The 16,855-nt window shown below is 63.6% G+C and carries 18 protein-coding genes; 10 read left to right on the top strand and 8 right to left on the bottom strand.

Annotation, left to right across the window (positions count from 1 at the left end):
• Nucleotides 1-98: 98 nt before the first annotated feature.
• From murA to ACTS1X_RS13845, 4 genes are all read right to left on the bottom strand, one after another.
• Entirely contained in the window at nucleotides 99-1,379 is a 1,281-nt protein-coding gene (murA, locus tag ACTS1X_RS13860) for a UDP-N-acetylglucosamine 1-carboxyvinyltransferase (RefSeq protein ID WP_442614996.1), read from the bottom strand.
• A gap of 60 nt (nucleotides 1,380-1,439) precedes the next feature.
• A complete protein-coding gene (clpS, locus tag ACTS1X_RS13855; RefSeq protein WP_176869331.1) occupies nucleotides 1,440-1,799 on the bottom strand; it encodes an ATP-dependent Clp protease adapter ClpS in 360 nt (119 codons plus the stop codon).
• Nucleotides 1,800-1,963: 164 nt separating this feature from the next.
• Entirely contained in the window at nucleotides 1,964-2,575 is a 612-nt protein-coding gene (locus ACTS1X_RS13850) for a phasin family protein (RefSeq protein ID WP_442614995.1), read from the bottom strand.
• A 173-nt stretch (nucleotides 2,576-2,748) separates the two neighbouring features.
• Nucleotides 2,749-4,557: a PHA/PHB synthase family protein gene (locus ACTS1X_RS13845; protein WP_442614994.1), complete on the bottom strand. Its 1,809-nt coding sequence runs from the start codon at nucleotides 4,555-4,557 to the stop codon at nucleotides 2,749-2,751.
• Nucleotides 4,558-4,760: 203 nt separating this feature from the next.
• On the opposite strand from ACTS1X_RS13845, the gene ACTS1X_RS13840 reads away from it, so the two are divergent.
• The 6 genes from ACTS1X_RS13840 to ACTS1X_RS13815 all read left to right on the top strand — a co-directional run bounded on the left by ACTS1X_RS13840 (nucleotide 4,761) and on the right by ACTS1X_RS13815 (nucleotide 9,612).
• Nucleotides 4,761-5,969, top strand: a complete 1,209-nt coding sequence (locus ACTS1X_RS13840) for an LL-diaminopimelate aminotransferase (RefSeq protein WP_442614993.1) — start codon at nucleotides 4,761-4,763, stop codon at nucleotides 5,967-5,969.
• Nucleotides 5,969-6,373, top strand: a complete 405-nt coding sequence (locus ACTS1X_RS13835; protein WP_442614992.1) for an acyl-CoA thioesterase — start codon at nucleotides 5,969-5,971, stop codon at nucleotides 6,371-6,373. The genes ACTS1X_RS13840 and ACTS1X_RS13835 overlap by 1 nt, the downstream gene beginning before the upstream one ends.
• Before the next feature lie 180 nt (nucleotides 6,374-6,553).
• Entirely contained in the window at nucleotides 6,554-7,249 is a 696-nt protein-coding gene (locus ACTS1X_RS13830; protein WP_442614991.1) for a glutathione binding-like protein, read from the top strand.
• Between the two features lie 126 nt (nucleotides 7,250-7,375).
• Nucleotides 7,376-7,990 carry a 2-hydroxychromene-2-carboxylate isomerase gene (locus tag ACTS1X_RS13825; RefSeq protein WP_442614990.1) on the top strand — a complete coding sequence of 205 codons (615 nt, stop codon included), beginning with the start codon at nucleotides 7,376-7,378 and terminating at the stop codon, nucleotides 7,988-7,990.
• Between the two features lie 86 nt (nucleotides 7,991-8,076).
• The gene (locus ACTS1X_RS13820) at nucleotides 8,077-8,502 is read left to right on the top strand and encodes a hypothetical protein (RefSeq protein ID WP_442614989.1); all 426 of its coding nucleotides are present in this window, start codon (nucleotides 8,077-8,079) and stop codon (nucleotides 8,500-8,502) included.
• A gap of 57 nt (nucleotides 8,503-8,559) precedes the next feature.
• Nucleotides 8,560-9,612 carry an alkane 1-monooxygenase gene (locus ACTS1X_RS13815; protein ID WP_442614988.1) on the top strand — a complete coding sequence of 351 codons (1,053 nt, stop codon included), beginning with the start codon at nucleotides 8,560-8,562 and terminating at the stop codon, nucleotides 9,610-9,612.
• Here the strand turns inward: ACTS1X_RS13815 and ACTS1X_RS13810 are convergent.
• Nucleotides 9,609-10,409 carry an NTP transferase domain-containing protein gene (locus ACTS1X_RS13810; protein WP_442614987.1) on the bottom strand — a complete coding sequence of 267 codons (801 nt, stop codon included), beginning with the start codon at nucleotides 10,407-10,409 and terminating at the stop codon, nucleotides 9,609-9,611. The genes ACTS1X_RS13815 and ACTS1X_RS13810 overlap by 4 nt on opposite strands.
• Nucleotides 10,409-11,203 (bottom strand): NTP transferase domain-containing protein, encoded by a 795-nt coding sequence (locus ACTS1X_RS13805; RefSeq protein ID WP_442614986.1) that lies wholly within the window; start codon nucleotides 11,201-11,203, stop codon nucleotides 10,409-10,411. Before ACTS1X_RS13805 ends, ACTS1X_RS13810 begins: the two co-directional genes overlap by 1 nt.
• A 72-nt stretch (nucleotides 11,204-11,275) precedes the next feature.
• Between ACTS1X_RS13805 and ACTS1X_RS13800 the strand changes: the two genes are divergently transcribed.
• The 4 genes from ACTS1X_RS13800 to glpX all read left to right on the top strand — a co-directional run bounded on the left by ACTS1X_RS13800 (nucleotide 11,276) and on the right by glpX (nucleotide 15,082).
• Nucleotides 11,276-12,583, top strand: a complete 1,308-nt coding sequence (locus ACTS1X_RS13800) for a homoserine dehydrogenase (RefSeq protein ID WP_442614985.1) — start codon at nucleotides 11,276-11,278, stop codon at nucleotides 12,581-12,583.
• A gap of 183 nt (nucleotides 12,584-12,766) precedes the next feature.
• Nucleotides 12,767-13,009, top strand: coding sequence for a hypothetical protein (locus ACTS1X_RS13795; RefSeq protein WP_442614984.1), 243 nt, complete (start codon nucleotides 12,767-12,769; stop codon nucleotides 13,007-13,009).
• Nucleotides 13,010-13,117: 108 nt separating this feature from the next.
• Nucleotides 13,118-13,615, top strand: coding sequence for an asparaginase domain-containing protein (locus ACTS1X_RS13790; protein ID WP_442614983.1), 498 nt, complete (start codon nucleotides 13,118-13,120; stop codon nucleotides 13,613-13,615).
• A 489-nt stretch (nucleotides 13,616-14,104) separates the two neighbouring features.
• Nucleotides 14,105-15,082 carry a class II fructose-bisphosphatase gene (glpX, locus tag ACTS1X_RS13785; RefSeq protein WP_442614982.1) on the top strand — a complete coding sequence of 326 codons (978 nt, stop codon included), beginning with the start codon at nucleotides 14,105-14,107 and terminating at the stop codon, nucleotides 15,080-15,082.
• Nucleotides 15,083-15,169: 87 nt separating this feature from the next.
• On the opposite strand, the gene ACTS1X_RS13780 is transcribed toward glpX, so the two are convergent.
• Nucleotides 15,170-16,270 carry a class I SAM-dependent methyltransferase gene (locus tag ACTS1X_RS13780; protein WP_442614981.1) on the bottom strand — a complete coding sequence of 367 codons (1,101 nt, stop codon included), beginning with the start codon at nucleotides 16,268-16,270 and terminating at the stop codon, nucleotides 15,170-15,172.
• A 104-nt stretch (nucleotides 16,271-16,374) separates the two neighbouring features.
• Nucleotides 16,375-16,854, bottom strand: coding sequence for an NAD(P)H-dependent oxidoreductase (locus tag ACTS1X_RS13775; protein WP_442614980.1), 480 nt, complete (start codon nucleotides 16,852-16,854; stop codon nucleotides 16,375-16,377).
• Nucleotide 16,855: the final 1 nt, after the last annotated feature.

Raw genomic sequence — 16,855 nt, 5'->3', positions numbered from 1 at the left:
GATCGCCGGCCGGTGCGGCGCGCGAACGCTACTTCGAGTCCGACAATCAGATCCCACGTCGCGCCCGACCGGGAGGTCGAGCTTGACCAACGAGGTACTCAGCCCTCGCTGATACGCTCGATATCGGCGCCGACACCGCCGAGCTTCTCCTCGAGCCGCTCGTAACCGCGATCGAGATGATAGACGCGCAGCACCTTGGTCTCGCCCTTCGCGGCAAGCCCGGCGAGCACCAGGCTCATCGAGGCGCGCAGATCGGTCGCCATGACATTGGCGCCGACCAGTTCGTCGACCCCCTTCACGACCGCAGTGCGGCCGCGCACCTCGATGTCCGCGCCCATGCGGGTCAGTTCGGGAACATGCATGTAGCGGTTCTCGAAGATCGTTTCGGTCAGCATGCTCGTGCCGTCCGCCAGCGTCAGCATCGACATGAATTGCGCCTGCATATCGGTCGGGAAACCGGGGAAAGGAGCCGTCGAAATCGTCGCCGGCCGCAGCCGGCCGTTGGCGGCGACGTGCACGCCATCGTCGCGCTCGTCCACTTCCAGCCCGACGTCGCGCAAACCGGCGATGATGGACGGCATGTCCGAAGCCCGTGCGCCCCTGAGCATCAGCTCACCGCCGGTAATCGCCGCGGCACAGGCGTAGCTGCCCGCCTCGATGCGATCCGGCATCACGCTGTAGGTCGCGCCGTGCAGCCGGTCACTGCCATGGACGACCAGCCTGTCGCTGCCGATATCCTCGATCTCCGCGCCCATCGCGACGAGGCAGTTGCACAGATCGACGATTTCCGGCTCGCGCGCCGCATTTTCGATAATGGTCTCGCCCTTGGCGAGCGCCGCCGCCATCAGCGCATTTTCCGTCGCGCCCACGGAAACGAAGGGGAAGGAGATCGTCCCGCCCCTCAGGCCGCCATCGGGCGCATGGGCCTTCACATAGCCGGCGGCGAGTTCGATCTCGGCCCCCAGCGCTTCGAGCGCCTTCAGATGCAGGTCGATCGGCCGGTTGCCGATCGCGCAGCCGCCCGGCATCGAAACCGTCGCCTCGCCCGCGCGCGCCACAAGCGGCCCCAGCACGAGGATCGAGGCGCGCATCTTGCGGACGAAATCATAGGGCGCGACGGTCGAGGCGATCGCCGCCGCCTTTACCGTCATCTTCCGCCCGCCGCCATTGTGGCCGCCTTCGAGCATCGTCGATGCGCCATGCTGGTTGAGCAGGTGCATGAAGCTGTCGACATCGGCGAGACGCGGCAGATTCTCGAGGCACAGCGCCTCGTCCGTCAGCAACGCGCAGGGCATCAGGGTTAGAACGGCGTTCTTCGCGCCGGAAATTTGCAGGGTACCGGCGAGCCGGTTGCCGCCGCGGATTACGATGCTGTCCATGCGCGGCTTCTACCGAAAGTTGCGCAGCGCGCAATCCCGACAGCGATCAGCGACCGTCGGTCACGCCTTTTCGAGCGTGCATTGCAGCGGGTGCTGGTTCTCGCGGGCGAAATCGATGACCTGGTTCACCTTGGTCTCGGCGACCTCGTAACTGAAGACGCCGCATACGCCGACGCCCCGCTGATGGACATGCAGCATGACCCGGGTCGCATCGTCCATGTTCATGCTGAAAAAGCGCTGCAGCACGAGGACGACGAATTCCATCGGCGTGAAATCGTCGTTGAGCATGAGTACCTTGTACGGCGACGGCTTTTTCGTGCGCGTACGCGTCTGGGTCGCGACGCCCAGCCCGGTCCCGCCGGACTCGTCGTCGCGATCTTCATCGTCGCCGGAGGCCAAGATTACGTCGCTGTCGAGCATGGTTCCAAGAATATCGTATCAGTGCGGCACGAAGCAAGGGGTTGGTATCGCGCAAAAAGGTTATTCGTCCCTGAACGCCGGTCGCGGCATCGCAGCCCCAACGAAAAGGGCCGCCCCGCGCACATGGCGGGGCGGCCCCTTTTTATTCGCGTTCAGGCGGAAGCTTAGGCAGCAGCCTGCTTCACCTTCTCGGCGGCAACCGCGAAGCGATTGGAGATCGGCTCGGCAACGTCGCCGGCGAGCTTCAGCCAGGCTTCGCTCAGCTTTGAACCTTCCTGAACCATCGCTTCGAAAGCGTTCTTGGCATAGTCGCCCTGGATCTGGAAAACTTCGGTCGGCGACTTGGCGGCGGCGACTTCCTTGACCGTGCTGGTCAGGGTCTCGAAACGCTTGCGGCCGAATTCGACAGCTTCGCGCGCGATTTCACCGGTGCCTTCGGCGGCGATGCGGGCCGAAGCGACCATGGCTTCGACATTGCCCTTGTTGAACTCGCCGATTTCGCGAGCGACTTCGCCGCCCTTTTCCATCGCGGTCTTGGCACGCTCGTTGATGTCGCCGAACATTTCCTTGGCACGCTCGGTGGCGGCTTCGGCGGTCTTCTTCACAGTGTCCTGTGCTTTTTCAGCTGCATTCGTCATGATCGTTCCTTTCTTGGCGGCCGCGGGCTTGGCCACGGCCTTTTTCGTCGCTGTTTTCTTGGTCGCCGTCTTTTTGGCGGCGGTTTTCTTGGCCGGTGCGGCTTTCGCCTTGGCGGCAGTCTTCGTAGTGGTAGTCATTCGGATGGCTCCGTGAATCTCGTTTCAATCTTTATGTTGCAGTGCACAATATAGAAATCGATCCGGAATTGCAAGCGTTTTTTGTGCGCTGCAGCATAGCGCATTTGACAAACGGTCTGCCGCACGGAGCCGCAGTTCCGCTTGCGATTGCAATAATGACAGAAAATCCCTGATTATCGGGTCTTTACATAGCTCCCCGGCGCGTCTTCCAACGCCTTCAGCTTGCCTTTTCCGGGTTGTCTGGCACCCTTTACCGCGACTTTTTCGCCGGAATGTCCGGCGAGCCAGTCGAGCCAGTCCGGCCACCAGCTGCCGGGAGTCTCTTTCGCGCCCGCAACAAAATCGTCGAGCGTGTCGGCGCGTTTCGCGTTCGTCCAATACTGGTATTTGCGCGCGTCGGGCGGATTGACCACGCCGGCGATATGGCCGGACCCGGCCAGCACGAATTTGAGCGGGCCGGCGAAATGCTCGGTTATCTTCCATACGCTTTCGGGCGGCGCGATATGGTCCTCGCGACCCGCCTGGACATAGGCGGGCGTCTTTACCTTCGTCAGGTCGACCGGCACCCCGTCCACCGACAGCCCGCCCGGCTCGACGAGCTTGTTGTCGCGATAGAAATCCCGCAGATAGTTCCGGTGCCATTTGGCCGGCAGGTTGGTCGTGTCGCCGTTCCAGTGCAGCAGGTCGAACGCCGGATAGTCCTCGCCCATCAGATAATTGTTGACGACATAGTTCCAGATCAGGTCGCGCCCGCGCAGCAGGTTGAAGGTCGCGGCCATGTAGCGACCGTCGAGATAGCCTTGGCCCTCTCCCAGCTGTTCGATCAGCTTGGCCTGCATATCGTCGATAAACAGGTTGAGGTCGCCGGCCTCGCTGAAATCGACCTGGGCGGTGAAGAAGGTCGCACTCGCCACCTTCTCCGCCTCGCCCTCTGCCGCGAGATACGCCAGCGTCATCGCCAGCGTCGTGCCCGCGACACAATAGCCGATCGCATTGACCGAGGGCACGTCGAGCAGGTCGCGAACCGTGTTGATCGCATCGACCTGCCCGCCGATGATGTAATCGTCCTGGGTGACGTCGGCCATGCTCTCGTCCGCCGATTTCCACGACACCATGAAGACGGTGATGCCCTGCGCGACCGCCCAGCGGACGAAGCTCTTCTTCTCGTTCAGGTCCAAGATGTAGAAACGGTTGATCCAGGGCGGGAAGATGATCAGCGGCGTCTCGAACACCTTTTTCGTCGTCGGCTCGTACTGGATCAGCTGGTAGAGCGGCGTCTCCTTGACGACCTTGCCCGGCGTCGTCGCGATATTCTCGCCCAGGGTGAAGGCGTCTGGGTCGGTGTGCGTCAGCTGGCCCTTGTCGAGATCGGCGAGCATGTGTTCGAGCCCCTTGAGCAAACTCTCCCCCTTGGTCTCGACAGCTTTTTCGAGGACCAGCGGGTTGGTCAGCGCGAAATTGCTCGGGCTCATCGCGTCGACGAACTGTTGGGTCGCGAAGCGCACCTGCTCCTTCTGCTTGGGGTCGACACCGTCGATCGCATCGACGCTGCGCAGCATATGATCGGCGATCATCAGATAGCTCTGCCGGATCATGTCGAAGACCGGATTGTCCTGCCATTGCGGCGCGGCGAAACGCCGGTCCTTCGTCTTGGGCGCATCCTCGCCCTCCTCGTCCCCGGCGCCCGGATTGAGGAATCGCGTCCAAAGCTTGAGACTGTCTTCCCAGAAATCGCTCTGCGCCTTGGCGAGCTTTTCGGGATCCAGCGTCATCGTCGGAAAGCCGGGGAACATGGCTGAAAGCCGGTCCGGCGTCGACACCGCCTCGGCAAGCTTCTCCTGGCCTTCCTCTCCGGCGCGCTGCATCTGCGCCGCCGCATATTCGAGCATCATCTGCTGCGCCCGGCCCAACACGCCGGTCCAGTGCTGCATGTCCTCGAGGGTCGGGATGAGCTGTTGGGATGGTGGTGTGTCGTCGGCCATAAGATTCTCCATCCTTTTCTGATACCGCAGTGGCGCGCCGAGACATACCCGTCATTGCGAGCGTAGCGAAGCAATCCAGTGCCGGGGACAATACGATTCGCCGCCCTGGATTGTTTCCTCGCTTTGCTCCTCGCAATGACGACGCGCGATAGCGACAAGTTCAGCATGACGAAGCCAAAAACTGACGTTATGGCACTCGCACCATGAACGACGATTTCTACCGCATCCGCCGCCTGCCGCCTTATGTCTTCGCCGAAGTGAATGCGATGAAGGCGGCGGCGCGCGCGCGCGGCGAGGATATCATCGATCTCGGCATGGGCAATCCGGACTCGGCACCGGCCCGGCACATCATCGACAAATTGTGCGAAGTCGCCAACGATCCGACCGCCCACCGCTATTCGGCCTCCAAGGGGATCAAGGGTCTGCGCAAGGCGCAGGCGGCCTATTACCAGCGCCGCTTCGGCGTCGATATCGATCCGGAGAGTGAGGTCGTCGTCACGCTCGGCTCGAAGGAAGGCCTCGCCAATCTCGCCCAGGCGATCACCGCCCCCGGCGATGTCGTGCTCGCGCCGAACCCCAGCTACCCGATCCACACCTTCGGCTTCATCATCGCGGGCGCGGCGATCCGCTCGATCCCCGCCGCGCCGGGGCCGGATTTCTTCACCCGCCTCGAATATTCGCTGAGCTATTCCGTGCCCAAACCGTCGGTGCTGGTCATCGGCTATCCGTCCAACCCGACCGCCTATGTCGCCGATCTCGATTTCTACGCGAAGGTCGTCGATTTCGCACGCGAGCACAAGCTCTGGGTGATCAGCGATCTCGCCTATGCCGAAATCTATTATGGCGACGAGCCGACGCCCTCGCTGCTGCAAGTGCCGGGCGCCAAGGACGTTGCGGTCGAATTCACGTCCATGTCGAAGACATACAGCATGGCGGGCTGGCGGATGGGTTTCGCGGTCGGCAACGAAAAGCTGATCAGCGCGCTGACCCGGGTGAAGAGCTATCTCGATTACGGCGCCTTCACCCCGATCCAGGTCGCCGCGACCGCCGCGCTCAACGGCCCGCAGGACCATATCGACGAGGTCCGCGCGATGTACAAATCGCGCCGCGACGTGATGGTCGAAAGCTTCGCCCGCGCCGGCTGGAACGTGCCGTCTCCCGCCGCCAGCATGTTCGCCTGGGCCCCGCTCCCCGAGCAATGCGCGCATATGGGCGCGATGGAGTTTTCCAAGGAACTGCTCCGCCATGCGGGCGTCGCGGTGAGCCCTGGCGTCGGTTTTGGCGAGGAAGGCGAAGGGTTTGTCCGGATCGCACTGGTGGAGAACGAACAGCGCATCCGGCAGGCGGCACGCGGCGTGAAGAAATATCTCGACGGTTTCCGATCCAACAGCGCGGGTACCGACGCCGATTGATGCCGGGCCCTTTCACCCATCGGTTCCGTGTGCGCTATGCCGAGGTCGATCCGCAGTCGGTCGTGTTCAATTCGCGCTACCTCGAATATGCGGACCTGATCCTTACCGAATATTGGCGCGCGCTCGACCTGCATTTCAGCGGTGACGATGCGCTGGAATTTCATGTCGTGAAGGCCGTGGTCGAATATAAGCGGCCGATCCGCGCCGACGAGGAAATCGACGGCACGGCCGAAACGCTGCGGATCGGCACGAGCAGCGTCACTACCGAGATTGCGCTTTACGGCCTTGACGGGGAAGACGATCTGCGCGCATCGATCGAACTCGTCCACGTCCATGTCGATCTGGAGAATGGGACGCCGGTACCGATCCCCGACCATGCACGGGCGCGCCTGCTTGCAAAATAGGATGTAGGCTGGAAGAGTCGGCGGCGAGAACAGATAACCGCACTGCCGGAGAGGGACGCTGAGACTGTCGGGCGAAAGGTCGCACACGAAGCCGCATAATAATTGTTTTTCAAAGGCTTGGCGGCCCGCGAAAACCCCGTCCGCTGTCAATCAGTGTCGACCTCGTGGCGAGGCACCGGCATGATCGATCTCTATTTCGCGCCGACGCCGAATGGCTGGAAGATCAGCATCATGCTGGAGGAATGCGGCCTGCCGTACACCGTAAAATGGGTGAACATCGGCGCGGGCGAACAGTTCGAGCCGGATTTCCTCGCGATCAGCCCCAACGGCCGCATTCCCGCCATCGTCGATCAGGAACCGCTGGGCGGCGGCGAACCCCATTCGATATTCGAAACCGGCGCCATCCTCGTCTATCTCGCGGAAAAAACCGGCCAGTTCCTGCCCTTCGATCCGGTCGGTCGGTCGAAGGTGCGGCAATGGCTGATGTGGCAGATCGGCGGGCTCGGACCGATGATGGGCCAGCATGGCCATTTCAGGCTCTATGCGCCCGAAACCATTCCCTATGCCGTGGACCGCTATGCCCGCGAGACGAAACGCCTCTTCGGCGTCCTCAACCGCCAGCTCGAATGGAACAGCCATGTCGCCGGCGAGGAATACAGCATTGCCGACATGGCCTGTTTCCCTTGGATCCAGACCTATCGGCGGCAGGAAATCGATCTCGCCGAGTTCGTGCATGTCCGCCGCTGGTATGAGGAACTGAAGCAGCGGCCGGCGCTCCGGCGCGGCATGGATCTCGGCCGCGACCGGATCAACCGCAATCCGCAGAACCATGCCGAGGCCGCGAAAATCCTGTTTGGGATAGAACAAAGCGACTGAACAAGCACACAACCGTCATTCTGGACTTGATCCGGAATCCAGGGCCATAAGCCGCATCGCCTGCCGCCCTGGACCACGGATCAAGTCCGGGGTGACAAACAAGGAAATACCAAGAAGGGCCATAGCATGACCGCCAAAATCGAATTCTTCTTCGATCTCTCGAGCCCCTGGACCTATCTCGCCTTCCACAATATCCGGCCGATCCTCGACGAGACCGGTGCCGGGATCATCTGGCGGCCCTTTCTCGTCGGCGGCGTGTTCAACGCGGTCAACAAATCGGTTTATGCGGCGCGCGAGGACAGCAATGGCCCCAAGGCGCGCTTCTTCATGAAAAGTCTGCGCGACTGGGCGGCCTGGTCCGGCCTCCCGCTCAACTTTCCGGCGCCCTGGCATCCGGTGCGCAGCGTTCATGCCATGCGCGCCTGTTGCGCGCTCGAAGACGACCAGGAGGCGCTCGTCCGCTTCGCGGAAGCCGCTTTTTCCGCCTATTTCGACCGGCAGGAGAATCTCGACGAGCCGGATATACTCGCCGCGATCGCCGACGGCATCGGGATGGACGGGGCGGCGCTCGTCGCGCGGACGCAGGAAGGCGCCGTCAAACAGAAGCTGCGCGCCAATACCGACGAGGTGATCGAACGCGGCGGTTTCGGATCGCCCTCGATCTTCGTCAACGGTACCGACATGTATTTCGGCAACGACCAGTTGCCCCTCGTCCGGCGAGCGATCCGGAACGCCGATTGACGAATCAGGTGTATTATTCGACAAACACACCTTTAGTTTGCCGTACGCCTGCGATAGAATAGCGACACAGAGACAAGGACCTTACCGTGACTTCCGACCGCACCCCCGAGCCCGATCCGCGCCGAAAGCGAGCGCTGTACATCGGCGGCGCCATCGTACTGGCGGCCATCGTTTGGAATATCGAAGACTGGAATGACGATCCGGTCGAGGTGACCGTCATGGGCGATCGGGAAGACATCCACGAAGCGCGCGACGCGATCCGCGAAGCCATTCGCGACGAAGTGCGCGCCGGTTTCCGCGACGACGGTGAACCGGCCGAGGCGGCGACCGACGAAACGGCTGACGCGGGAGAAGCGGGGACGCCGGAAAGCGAAGAGAAAGCCGGCGAGACGGCCGACGGGGAACGGCGTATCGTCGAAACGGCATCGGGCGACAATCAGCGCAGCTTCCGCATCGAAGGCGATGACGGCAGCGGCGTGACGATCAGCATCGATACCGACGGCACGAACTAAGGCGCGCCGCGGCCGGGGCAAATTGTCACCGGCCGTGCGGGCGCCTATATTGACCCAATGCGATATCAACTGGCCTATACTATCGGGTTGTTCTCGGCCCTCGCCATCGTCGCCGGCTTCTATGCCGGCGGCCTGTGGCTCGTCGCCATGGTGCTTGCGCTCTATTTCGTATTGCCCGTCGCCGAACGGCTGGTCGGGGAATCGCGCTGGCCGTCAAATGCACGGATTGCACAGATCGATCGCCGGACGACCGCCCGCTACGATCTGATCCTCTATCTCACCGCGGCGTCCTTCATCCTGCTCGTCGGATGGGCGTTGTGGGCGGTTTCCGTCACCCCGCTTACCTGGTGGGAATTCGCCGCGTTCGCGCTGCTGATGGGCGAATATGGCGGTTTCGTGGGCATCGTCACCGCGCACGAGCTGATGCATCGCAATCGCCAGAACAAGCGGCAGCTCGCCTTTTTGCTGCTCTCGCTCGTCAGCTACGCCCATTTCTGCATCGAGCATGTCCGCGGCCATCATGTCCGTGTCGCCACGCCCGAGGATCCGGCGACGGCGCGGCGCGGCGAAACGCTCTATGCATTCCTGCCCCGCACGATCATCGGCGGATTCCGCAGCGCCTGGGGCCTCGAAAAGGAACGGCTCGCGCGTAAGGGCCTGCCGGCCCTCTCCCGGCAGAACAATATATTGGTCTGGTGGGGCGTCACGATCGCGCTGATGATCGGGATCGGGCTGTTTCTCGGGCCGCTGAGCCTGCTGCTCTTCATCGTTCAGGGCGCGGTCGCGATTATCGCGCTGGAGACCATCAACTACACCGAACATTACGGGATGGAGCGGACAAAGCTCCCCGACGGTAGCTATTCGCGGGTCAAACCCGAACATAGCTGGAATTCGAGCCATATCCTGTCGAACATCAACATGTTCAACCTCGGGCGCCATTCGGACCATCACTACCAGTCCAACCGGCCCTATTATAAGCTGCGCCACTATGACGACGTCCCGCAATTCCCCTACGGGCTGGCGGGGATGATCATGCTCGCGACGATCCCGCCGCTCTGGTTTCGCGTGATGGACCGGGAGCTCTCCGCGTTCGAGAACCGCGCTCGCTAGGCGCCGCTCGGGTCCGCCGCCATCAGCTCTTCGGTGGCTCGGAAACTTTCTTCATTGTCGACATCGATCGCAAGCCGGCCGTCGTCGAACAGATGGGCCGCCATGGGAACGCCGAAGCGCCGGGACAGCCGCCGCATCGCGCCGTCCAGCGTGTCCATCTTGAAGCGGAAGCGGATCAGGCTCACGAGGCCGAACGCGCGTCGCAGTTCGCCCTTGCGCTTGGCGAACTGGCCGCCGCCGCGAAACGGTTCCGCCGCCGCCAGCGCGCTCCGGTCGCGCAGCCAGAAGAGATTGCAGTTCGAGATCGCGACGTCGCGGAATTCGTAAAAGCCCTTCTGCTTGTAAGGGTAGGCCGCCTGGATCGCCTCGCGGCTGACGACGCCGATCACGGCATCGGCCCCCTTCTCGTCGCCGATCGCATTGATCGTGTGGAGCGCGTCGACGGTCACCAGCGCATTGTCCCCGGTCGTGATGAGCAGCGGCCACTCGGCCGTCCTTGCCGCGGCGTCGACGCTGTCCAGCAAGCCGCCCTGCGCCTCGACGATCTCCAGCCGCCCCGCCTCGCGGAGCCGCCGGACGATCGAAACATGATCGAGGACATGGGGGTCATGTATGGAGACGATGATCTTCGCGTCGCCCCACGCTTCCTCGATCTTGCCGAGAACATGGGCGATCAGGGGTTTTCCGGCGACGGGAATCACGGCCTTGTGGCTGACCCCGGCACGCTCCGCGAGCGGATCGAGCGCGCCGTCGCGCTTCCCGGCCAGAACCAGGATCGTCGGTACGGAACCATTCATTATGCAGCCGCCCCCATCAACTCTTCGGTCACACGGTAAGTGCGCTCATTATCGACATCGATAGCCAGGCGCCCATCCTCGAAAAGATGCGCGACGACCTTGACGCCGAACCGTTTCGACAGGCGCTCCATCGCTCCGTCCACCGTTTCCAGCTTGAGCAGAAAGCGGATCAGGTTGCCCAAACCGAAGGCCTTGACGATCCGGCTGCGATTCTTGAAGAACTGGCCGCCGCTGCGAAACGCCTCGACGGCGGAGAATGCCCGCGGATCGCGCAGCCAGAATAGGTTGCAGTTCGAGATCGCCATGTCCTTGAACGGGTAGAAGCCATATTGGCCGTCCGGATGCGCCGCCTGGATATCCTCGCGCCGTGCCAGGCCGAGCACGACGTCCGCGCCCGCATCGATGCCATGCGCATGCAGCGCTTTCAGCGCATCCCCGGTCGTCAGGGCATTGTCGCCGGTGGTGATCAGCAGCGGCCATTCGGCGCGCTTCGCTGCTTCCTCGACGCTTTCGACGATGCCGTGCTGGGCCTTCGCCATTTCGAGCCGCCCGGCCGCCCGGAGCCGCCGCACCTCTTCGACCTGCTCGAGTATGGCCGGATCGTGGATCGAGACGATGATCCGCGCATCCTCCCACGCCGTTTCGAGCGTCGCCAGGACGTGGCCGATCAACGGCTTCCCGCCGATCGGAACGACGGCCTTGTGGCTGACGCCCGCGCGCTCCGCGAGCGGATCGAGCTTGCCGTCGCGCTTGCCCGCAAGCACGAGAATGGTCGGGGCCGGGTGGTCGGTCATTACATTTGTCCGGTAGCATTTGAACCGGGACACAATTAAGGCCTCCCCTGCACGAGTTAAAGGGCGAACGAAATGAGCGAAGCTTTGCGCGTAGCGCTGGCCGGACTGGGGACCGTCGGAGCGGGCGTCATCAAGCTGCTCGACGAGAATCGCGAGCTGATCGAACGGCGGGCCGGACGGCCGATCGAGATCACCGCCGTGTCCGCACGCGACCGCAGCCGCGACCGCGGCGTCGACCTTGCTCCGTTCGCCTGGGAAGACAATCCCGACGCGCTCGTGGCGCGCGACGATGTCGACGTGGTCGCCGAACTGATCGGCGGATCGGACGGCCCGGCGCTCAACCTTGCGCGCAACACGCTTGCCGCCGGCAAATCCTTCGTCACCGCGAACAAGGCGATGATCGCGCATCACGGGCTCGAACTGGCCGAAATCGCCGAAAAGGAAAAGGTCGCGCTGAAATACGAAGCCGCCGTGGCGGGCGGCATCCCGGTGATCAAGGGGTTGCGCGAAGGCGCTGCGGCGAACGCCATCACCTCGGTCTACGGCATCCTCAACGGAACCTGCAATTACATCCTCACCGAAATGGAGGCGAAGGGAGCGGACTTCGCCGAGATGCTCGCGGACGCCCAGGCGCTCGGTTATGCCGAAGCCGACCCGACGTTCGACATCGACGGCATCGACGCGGCGCACAAGCTGGCCATTCTCGCCAGCCTGGCGTTCGGCACGGCGCTCGACTTCGACTCTGTCGAGACGAGCGGCATCCGCAAGGTCATCGCGGAGGATATCGTCGAGGCCAGGGCGCTCGGTTTCAAGGTGCGGCTGGTCGGCACGGCCGAGGCGAGCGGCGGCAAGCTGTTCCAGCGCGTCCATTGCTGTCTCGTGCCGCGCAGCCATCCGCTCGCCCATGTGGCGGGGTCGCTCAACGCCATCGTGGCGCAGGGCAATTTCGTCGGCCGCCTCTTCTTCGAAGGCGCGGGCGCGGGCGAAGGCCCGACCGCCAGCGCCGTCGTCGCCGACCTGATCGACGTCGCGCGCGGCGAATATGGCCCTGCTTTCGCCATGCCCTTCGCGCGCCTCACCGAAGCCGGTCCGGTCGATGCCGGCGACCGGCGAGGCCGCGCCTATCTGCGCTTCGCAGTGCACGACCGGCCGGGCGTACTCGCCGAGATCACGGCCGCGATGCGCGACGCCAATGTCTCGATCGAAAGCATGATCCAGCGCGGCGGAGCCGAGCCGAGCGAGGACAGCGACGATATCGTCAATCTGATCATGGTCACCCATGAAGGGCCGGAACGCTGCGTCGCCGACGCGCTCGAACGGTTGCGCGGCTCGCAGAGCCTCGCCGGCGAGCCGATGCTGATGCACATTCTCGATTTGTGACACTGCGGAAAACGGATTTGACGCCCTGAGAACGCCGCGATTTTATCTGCTCACCGGATCCACCGTGCAGGCGACGAACGGTGGTCTAAAGAAATGATTGGGGGTTCATGCAGGGCAGGATATTGGGCTTTTCCGCAGACAGCGGAGCCATCTCGGCCGACGAAGCTTCGCGAAATCCTGACGATGGCCGCCGTCCTGTGGGCGGTCCTCTTCTGCTTCATCGCGCGCGGTCTCGTGGCCGAAATCGCCGGAACGTACACCCAGTTCAGGAGCGCGGATTCGGTCCGGGACGCCTGGTCGCTCGGGTTCGGCGGCTGGCTGATGCTGCTAATCGGCGCAGCTCTGGGCGCCAAGGCGTTCGGCATCTGGAAGGTCGGCGGGTCGGCGAGCGGGGCGAAACCAGCGGACGCGGACAACAAGGCCTGAAGGAGGGGCCGGTCACGCAGACCGGCCGGAGCGGTTACGCGGCTTGCAAAGCCCGGCTGGCGGACCGATGCTGATCTGCATCGTCGACCTAAGAGGAAAACCCCAGTTGTGACCAGCGAAGCCATCGACATTTTCACAACCGGCGGGACGATCGACAAGGTCTATTTCGACGCGCTTTCGGAGTATCAGGTCGGCCCCACGGCCGTGGCCGACATACTGGCCGAGAACAACGTCCGGTGCGAGCATCGTGTTACGCAGCTCATGCGCAAGGACAGTCTCGAACTGACCGACGAGGATCGGGCGGCCATCCGGGCGGCGGTGGAGAAGAGCCAGGCCGACCGCATCCTGATCACGCACGGCACCGATACGATGATCGAGACGGCGCGTGAGCTTGGCAACATCGCCGGCAAGACGATCGTCCTGACCGGCGCGCTGCAACCGGCAACGCTCAAGCATAGCGATGCCGAATTCAATATCGGCTTCGCGCTCGCCGCCGTGCAATCGCTGCCGCCGGGTGTGTATGTCGCGATGAACGGGAGAATTTTCGATCCCGCGACCGCGCGGAAGGATCGCGCGGCCGGACGGTTCGTCGACAACGGAGGCTGACCGACATTTGGGGCCGCCAAGAACTGGCGGTGCGGATTTCGCGTTACTGTCCCGCTCGGCGGGTACCCCCCAATAACGGCCGCGCGGCGCCGCCTAAAGCGACCCCTATTCCGATGCCAACACTACCGCAGCCGACCTGGAAAAAGGTCGCAGAGCGGCACGTACCCGGCGCGGCTTGGAGCCGATCGCGTTCGGCCCAAACACCTTCATTGTCCGGATCGCCCGGCACGACGGTTTCGAAGGGGAGCCGATAGCGGTCATCCCGATTCTGCTCTGCGCAGACGACGATTTCGCGTCCCCGCTGCCGGCATTCCTCGTCCGCTACGGCATATATCTCGTCCGCCCGGGCTACGAGCTGTTCGGCGGTGACCTGCGCAGCCGCGAAACTCGACGCCGCAAAAGCGGGCAGAGAAATCGGAAACGCGATTCTCGACAATGTCATGGCGCTGGCTTATCGCGCCCGAAACATGACTGAAGGATGACCGGATAATGCCGAAGCCCAGCGAGGTTCTGGACCGCGTACTCGTGCTTGAAATGGTCCGCGTGACCGAAGCCGCCGCAATCGCAGCGTCGCACCTGATCGGACGCGGGAATGAAAAGGCGGCGGATGCCGCGGCGGTGGAGGCGATGCGCGCAGCCTTTAACGGGCTCGATTTCGACGGCACGGTCGTCATCGGCGAAGGCGAACGCGATGAAGCGCCGATGCTCTATATCGGCGAGAAGGTCGGCCAGGCGACCGAGGGCAGCCCGAAGGTCGATATCGCACTCGATCCGCTCGAGGGGACGACGATCACGGCCAAGGCCGGGCCCAACGCGCTTGCGGTCCTCGCCATCGCCGAACAGGGCTGCCTGCTCAACGCGCCGGACACCTATATGGACAAGCTCGCAATCGGCCCCGGCTATCCCGAGGGCACGATCGATCTGTCCAAATCGGCAACGGAAAATGTCGAGGCGATCGCCAAGGCCAAGGGCGTCAAACCCAACGAAATCATCGCCTGCGTGCTCGATCGCCCGCGCCACGAAGCGCTGATCGCGGAACTGCGCGAGATCGGCTGCGGCGTGCAGCTGATCCCGGACGGCGACGTCGCCGGCGTGATCGCGGTCACCGACGAGGATACGACGATCGACGTCTATATGGGCCAGGGCGGCGCGCCCGAAGGCGTGCTCGCGGCCGCCGCGCTGCGCTGTGTCGGCGGGCAATTCCAGGGGCGGCTCGTCTTCCGCAATGACGACGAGAAGGCCCGGGCCCGCAAATGGGGCATCCCGGACGAGGATTTCGACCGGATCTACGCGCTCGAGGAGCTGGCCAAGGGCGACGTCATCTTCGCCGCCACCGGCGTCACCGACGGATCGATGCTCGACGGCGTCAAGCGGCTGCGCAAGGGCTGCATGACGACCGAGAGCGTCGTGATGCGCGCTTCGTCAGGCACGGTCCGCTGGGTAAAGGGCGAGCATTACAAGGGATAGCGACGCCGAACCCGGCCTCGGACCAGATTGGAAAAGCCCCGGGGAGGGTCGCAGGTTCCCCGGGGCTTTTCGCGGTCTGCGCCGGGTTCAGGGGCGGCAGACGAAATACATGCTCGTGATGTCGTGCGGCAAGCGATGGGTTTCGATGCTGCTGAAACCGGCATCCTTGAGCATTGCCGTGGCGAGCTGTTCGCCCCAGGCCGCGCCGAGGCCGACACCGCCCTGCGCCAGCGACACGGTCATGCAGTGCATACAGGAGATCGTGTAGGTGAAGGTGCCCAGCGGATTGTCGAGATTGTCGGCAACCGCAGTCTGCGCGTCGATTTCCTGGACCAGGTAAACACCATCGTCCTTGAGCAGCCGGCGGATATGGGACAGCACCGTGGCCGGGTGCGCCTGGTCGTGGACGGCGTCGAACGTGCAGATCAGATCGAACAGGCCCTCGCCGTCGAGCAGCGTCGCGTCCTGCTTTTCGAAATGCACATTGTCGAGACCCTGTGCTTCCGCTTCTGCCCGCGCCCTGGCGATCGTTTCCTCGCACAGGTCGAAACCGGTGAAGCGGCTGTCCGGATAGAGCGCGGCCATTCGGTTGAGCGCCCGGCCCGCCCCGCAGCCGATATCCGCGACATCGATGCCCGCCTCGAGCCGTTCGACCAGCCCGGGCGCCAGCGGCAGGATCGCGTCTTCCAGTGCGACGACGATCGTGCCGTCGCTTTCCTCGGCCATGCACTCGTGGAAACGGTCATAGGCTTCATAGGGCACGCCGCCGCCATTGCGGAAACAGTCGACGATCCTGTCCTCGACGCCGCCGAGCACGGCGATGAACTGGAACATGCCCGCCATGTTGGAGATCGCCGCCTCGGCGCCGAGAAAGGCACCATGGTCCGCCGGAAGGGTGAACCGGCCGCTTTCCGGATCGACCCGGACGATCCGCGCCGTCGCCATCGCGCCCAGCCATTCGCGAACATAGCGCTCGTCCAGCCCGGCCTTGGCAGCGAGCTCGTCGCTCGTCACGGCCCGCCCGTCCTGCATCGCGTCGAACAGGCCGGTGCGGTAACCAACCGAAATCATCAGCGCGGCCGCCGCATGGTTGATCGTGGCGAGCAGCTCTTCGGAAAAGGCCTGCTGCGCGGGGGTCATATCGGGCTGCGCCGGAACTTCGGGCGTCAGCGTCAGCGAATTGCACATCTTCATACTCCTCATCGGTCAATCGATGCGGAGGCTTTGTCAGGGCAACGTTGGAAACACCGTTGGAACGACCGTGGGAATTGCGGGAGCCGATCGATTCCGGCTCAGAATACGCCCATTTCGAGACCCGCCGCCAGCGCCGCCCCGATCTCCCGGCAGATGTCGAGATCCGTTTCACCGATCCGTTTCTCGGCGAGGATCTCCTCGGGCGTCTGCGCGTGGGTGCAGACGATCGGCGTGTCCGCGATCTTTTTCAGCCGCCAGCCGGTGGCGATCCGTTCGAGCTGCTTGCGCGCATTCTCGCCATCCGAGCCCGCGCAGATCATCGCGGCATAGGGGCGGCCCTCGATACGCCCGAGCACCGGATAATAGCAGCGGTCGAAAAACGCCTTCATCACGCCGGCGATCGCGGCGAGATTTTCCGGCGTGGCGAACAGATATCCGTCGGCGGCAAGCAGGTCCTCCGGCTGGGCGTTCGGAGCCTCGAGGACGATCACCTCGGCGCCGTCCGTATCCGCCGCCGCCTGGGCCGCCGCCTCGGCCATCTGCCGTGTCCCGCCGGTCATGCTGTGATAGACGATCAGC

This window comes from Parasphingopyxis sp., assembly GCF_052168275.1.
Taxonomy (GTDB): Bacteria; Pseudomonadota; Alphaproteobacteria; order Sphingomonadales; family Sphingomonadaceae; genus Parasphingopyxis.
The sequence above is the reverse complement of the archived record's forward strand: the minus strand, read 5'-3'. Positions and strand labels throughout refer to the sequence as shown.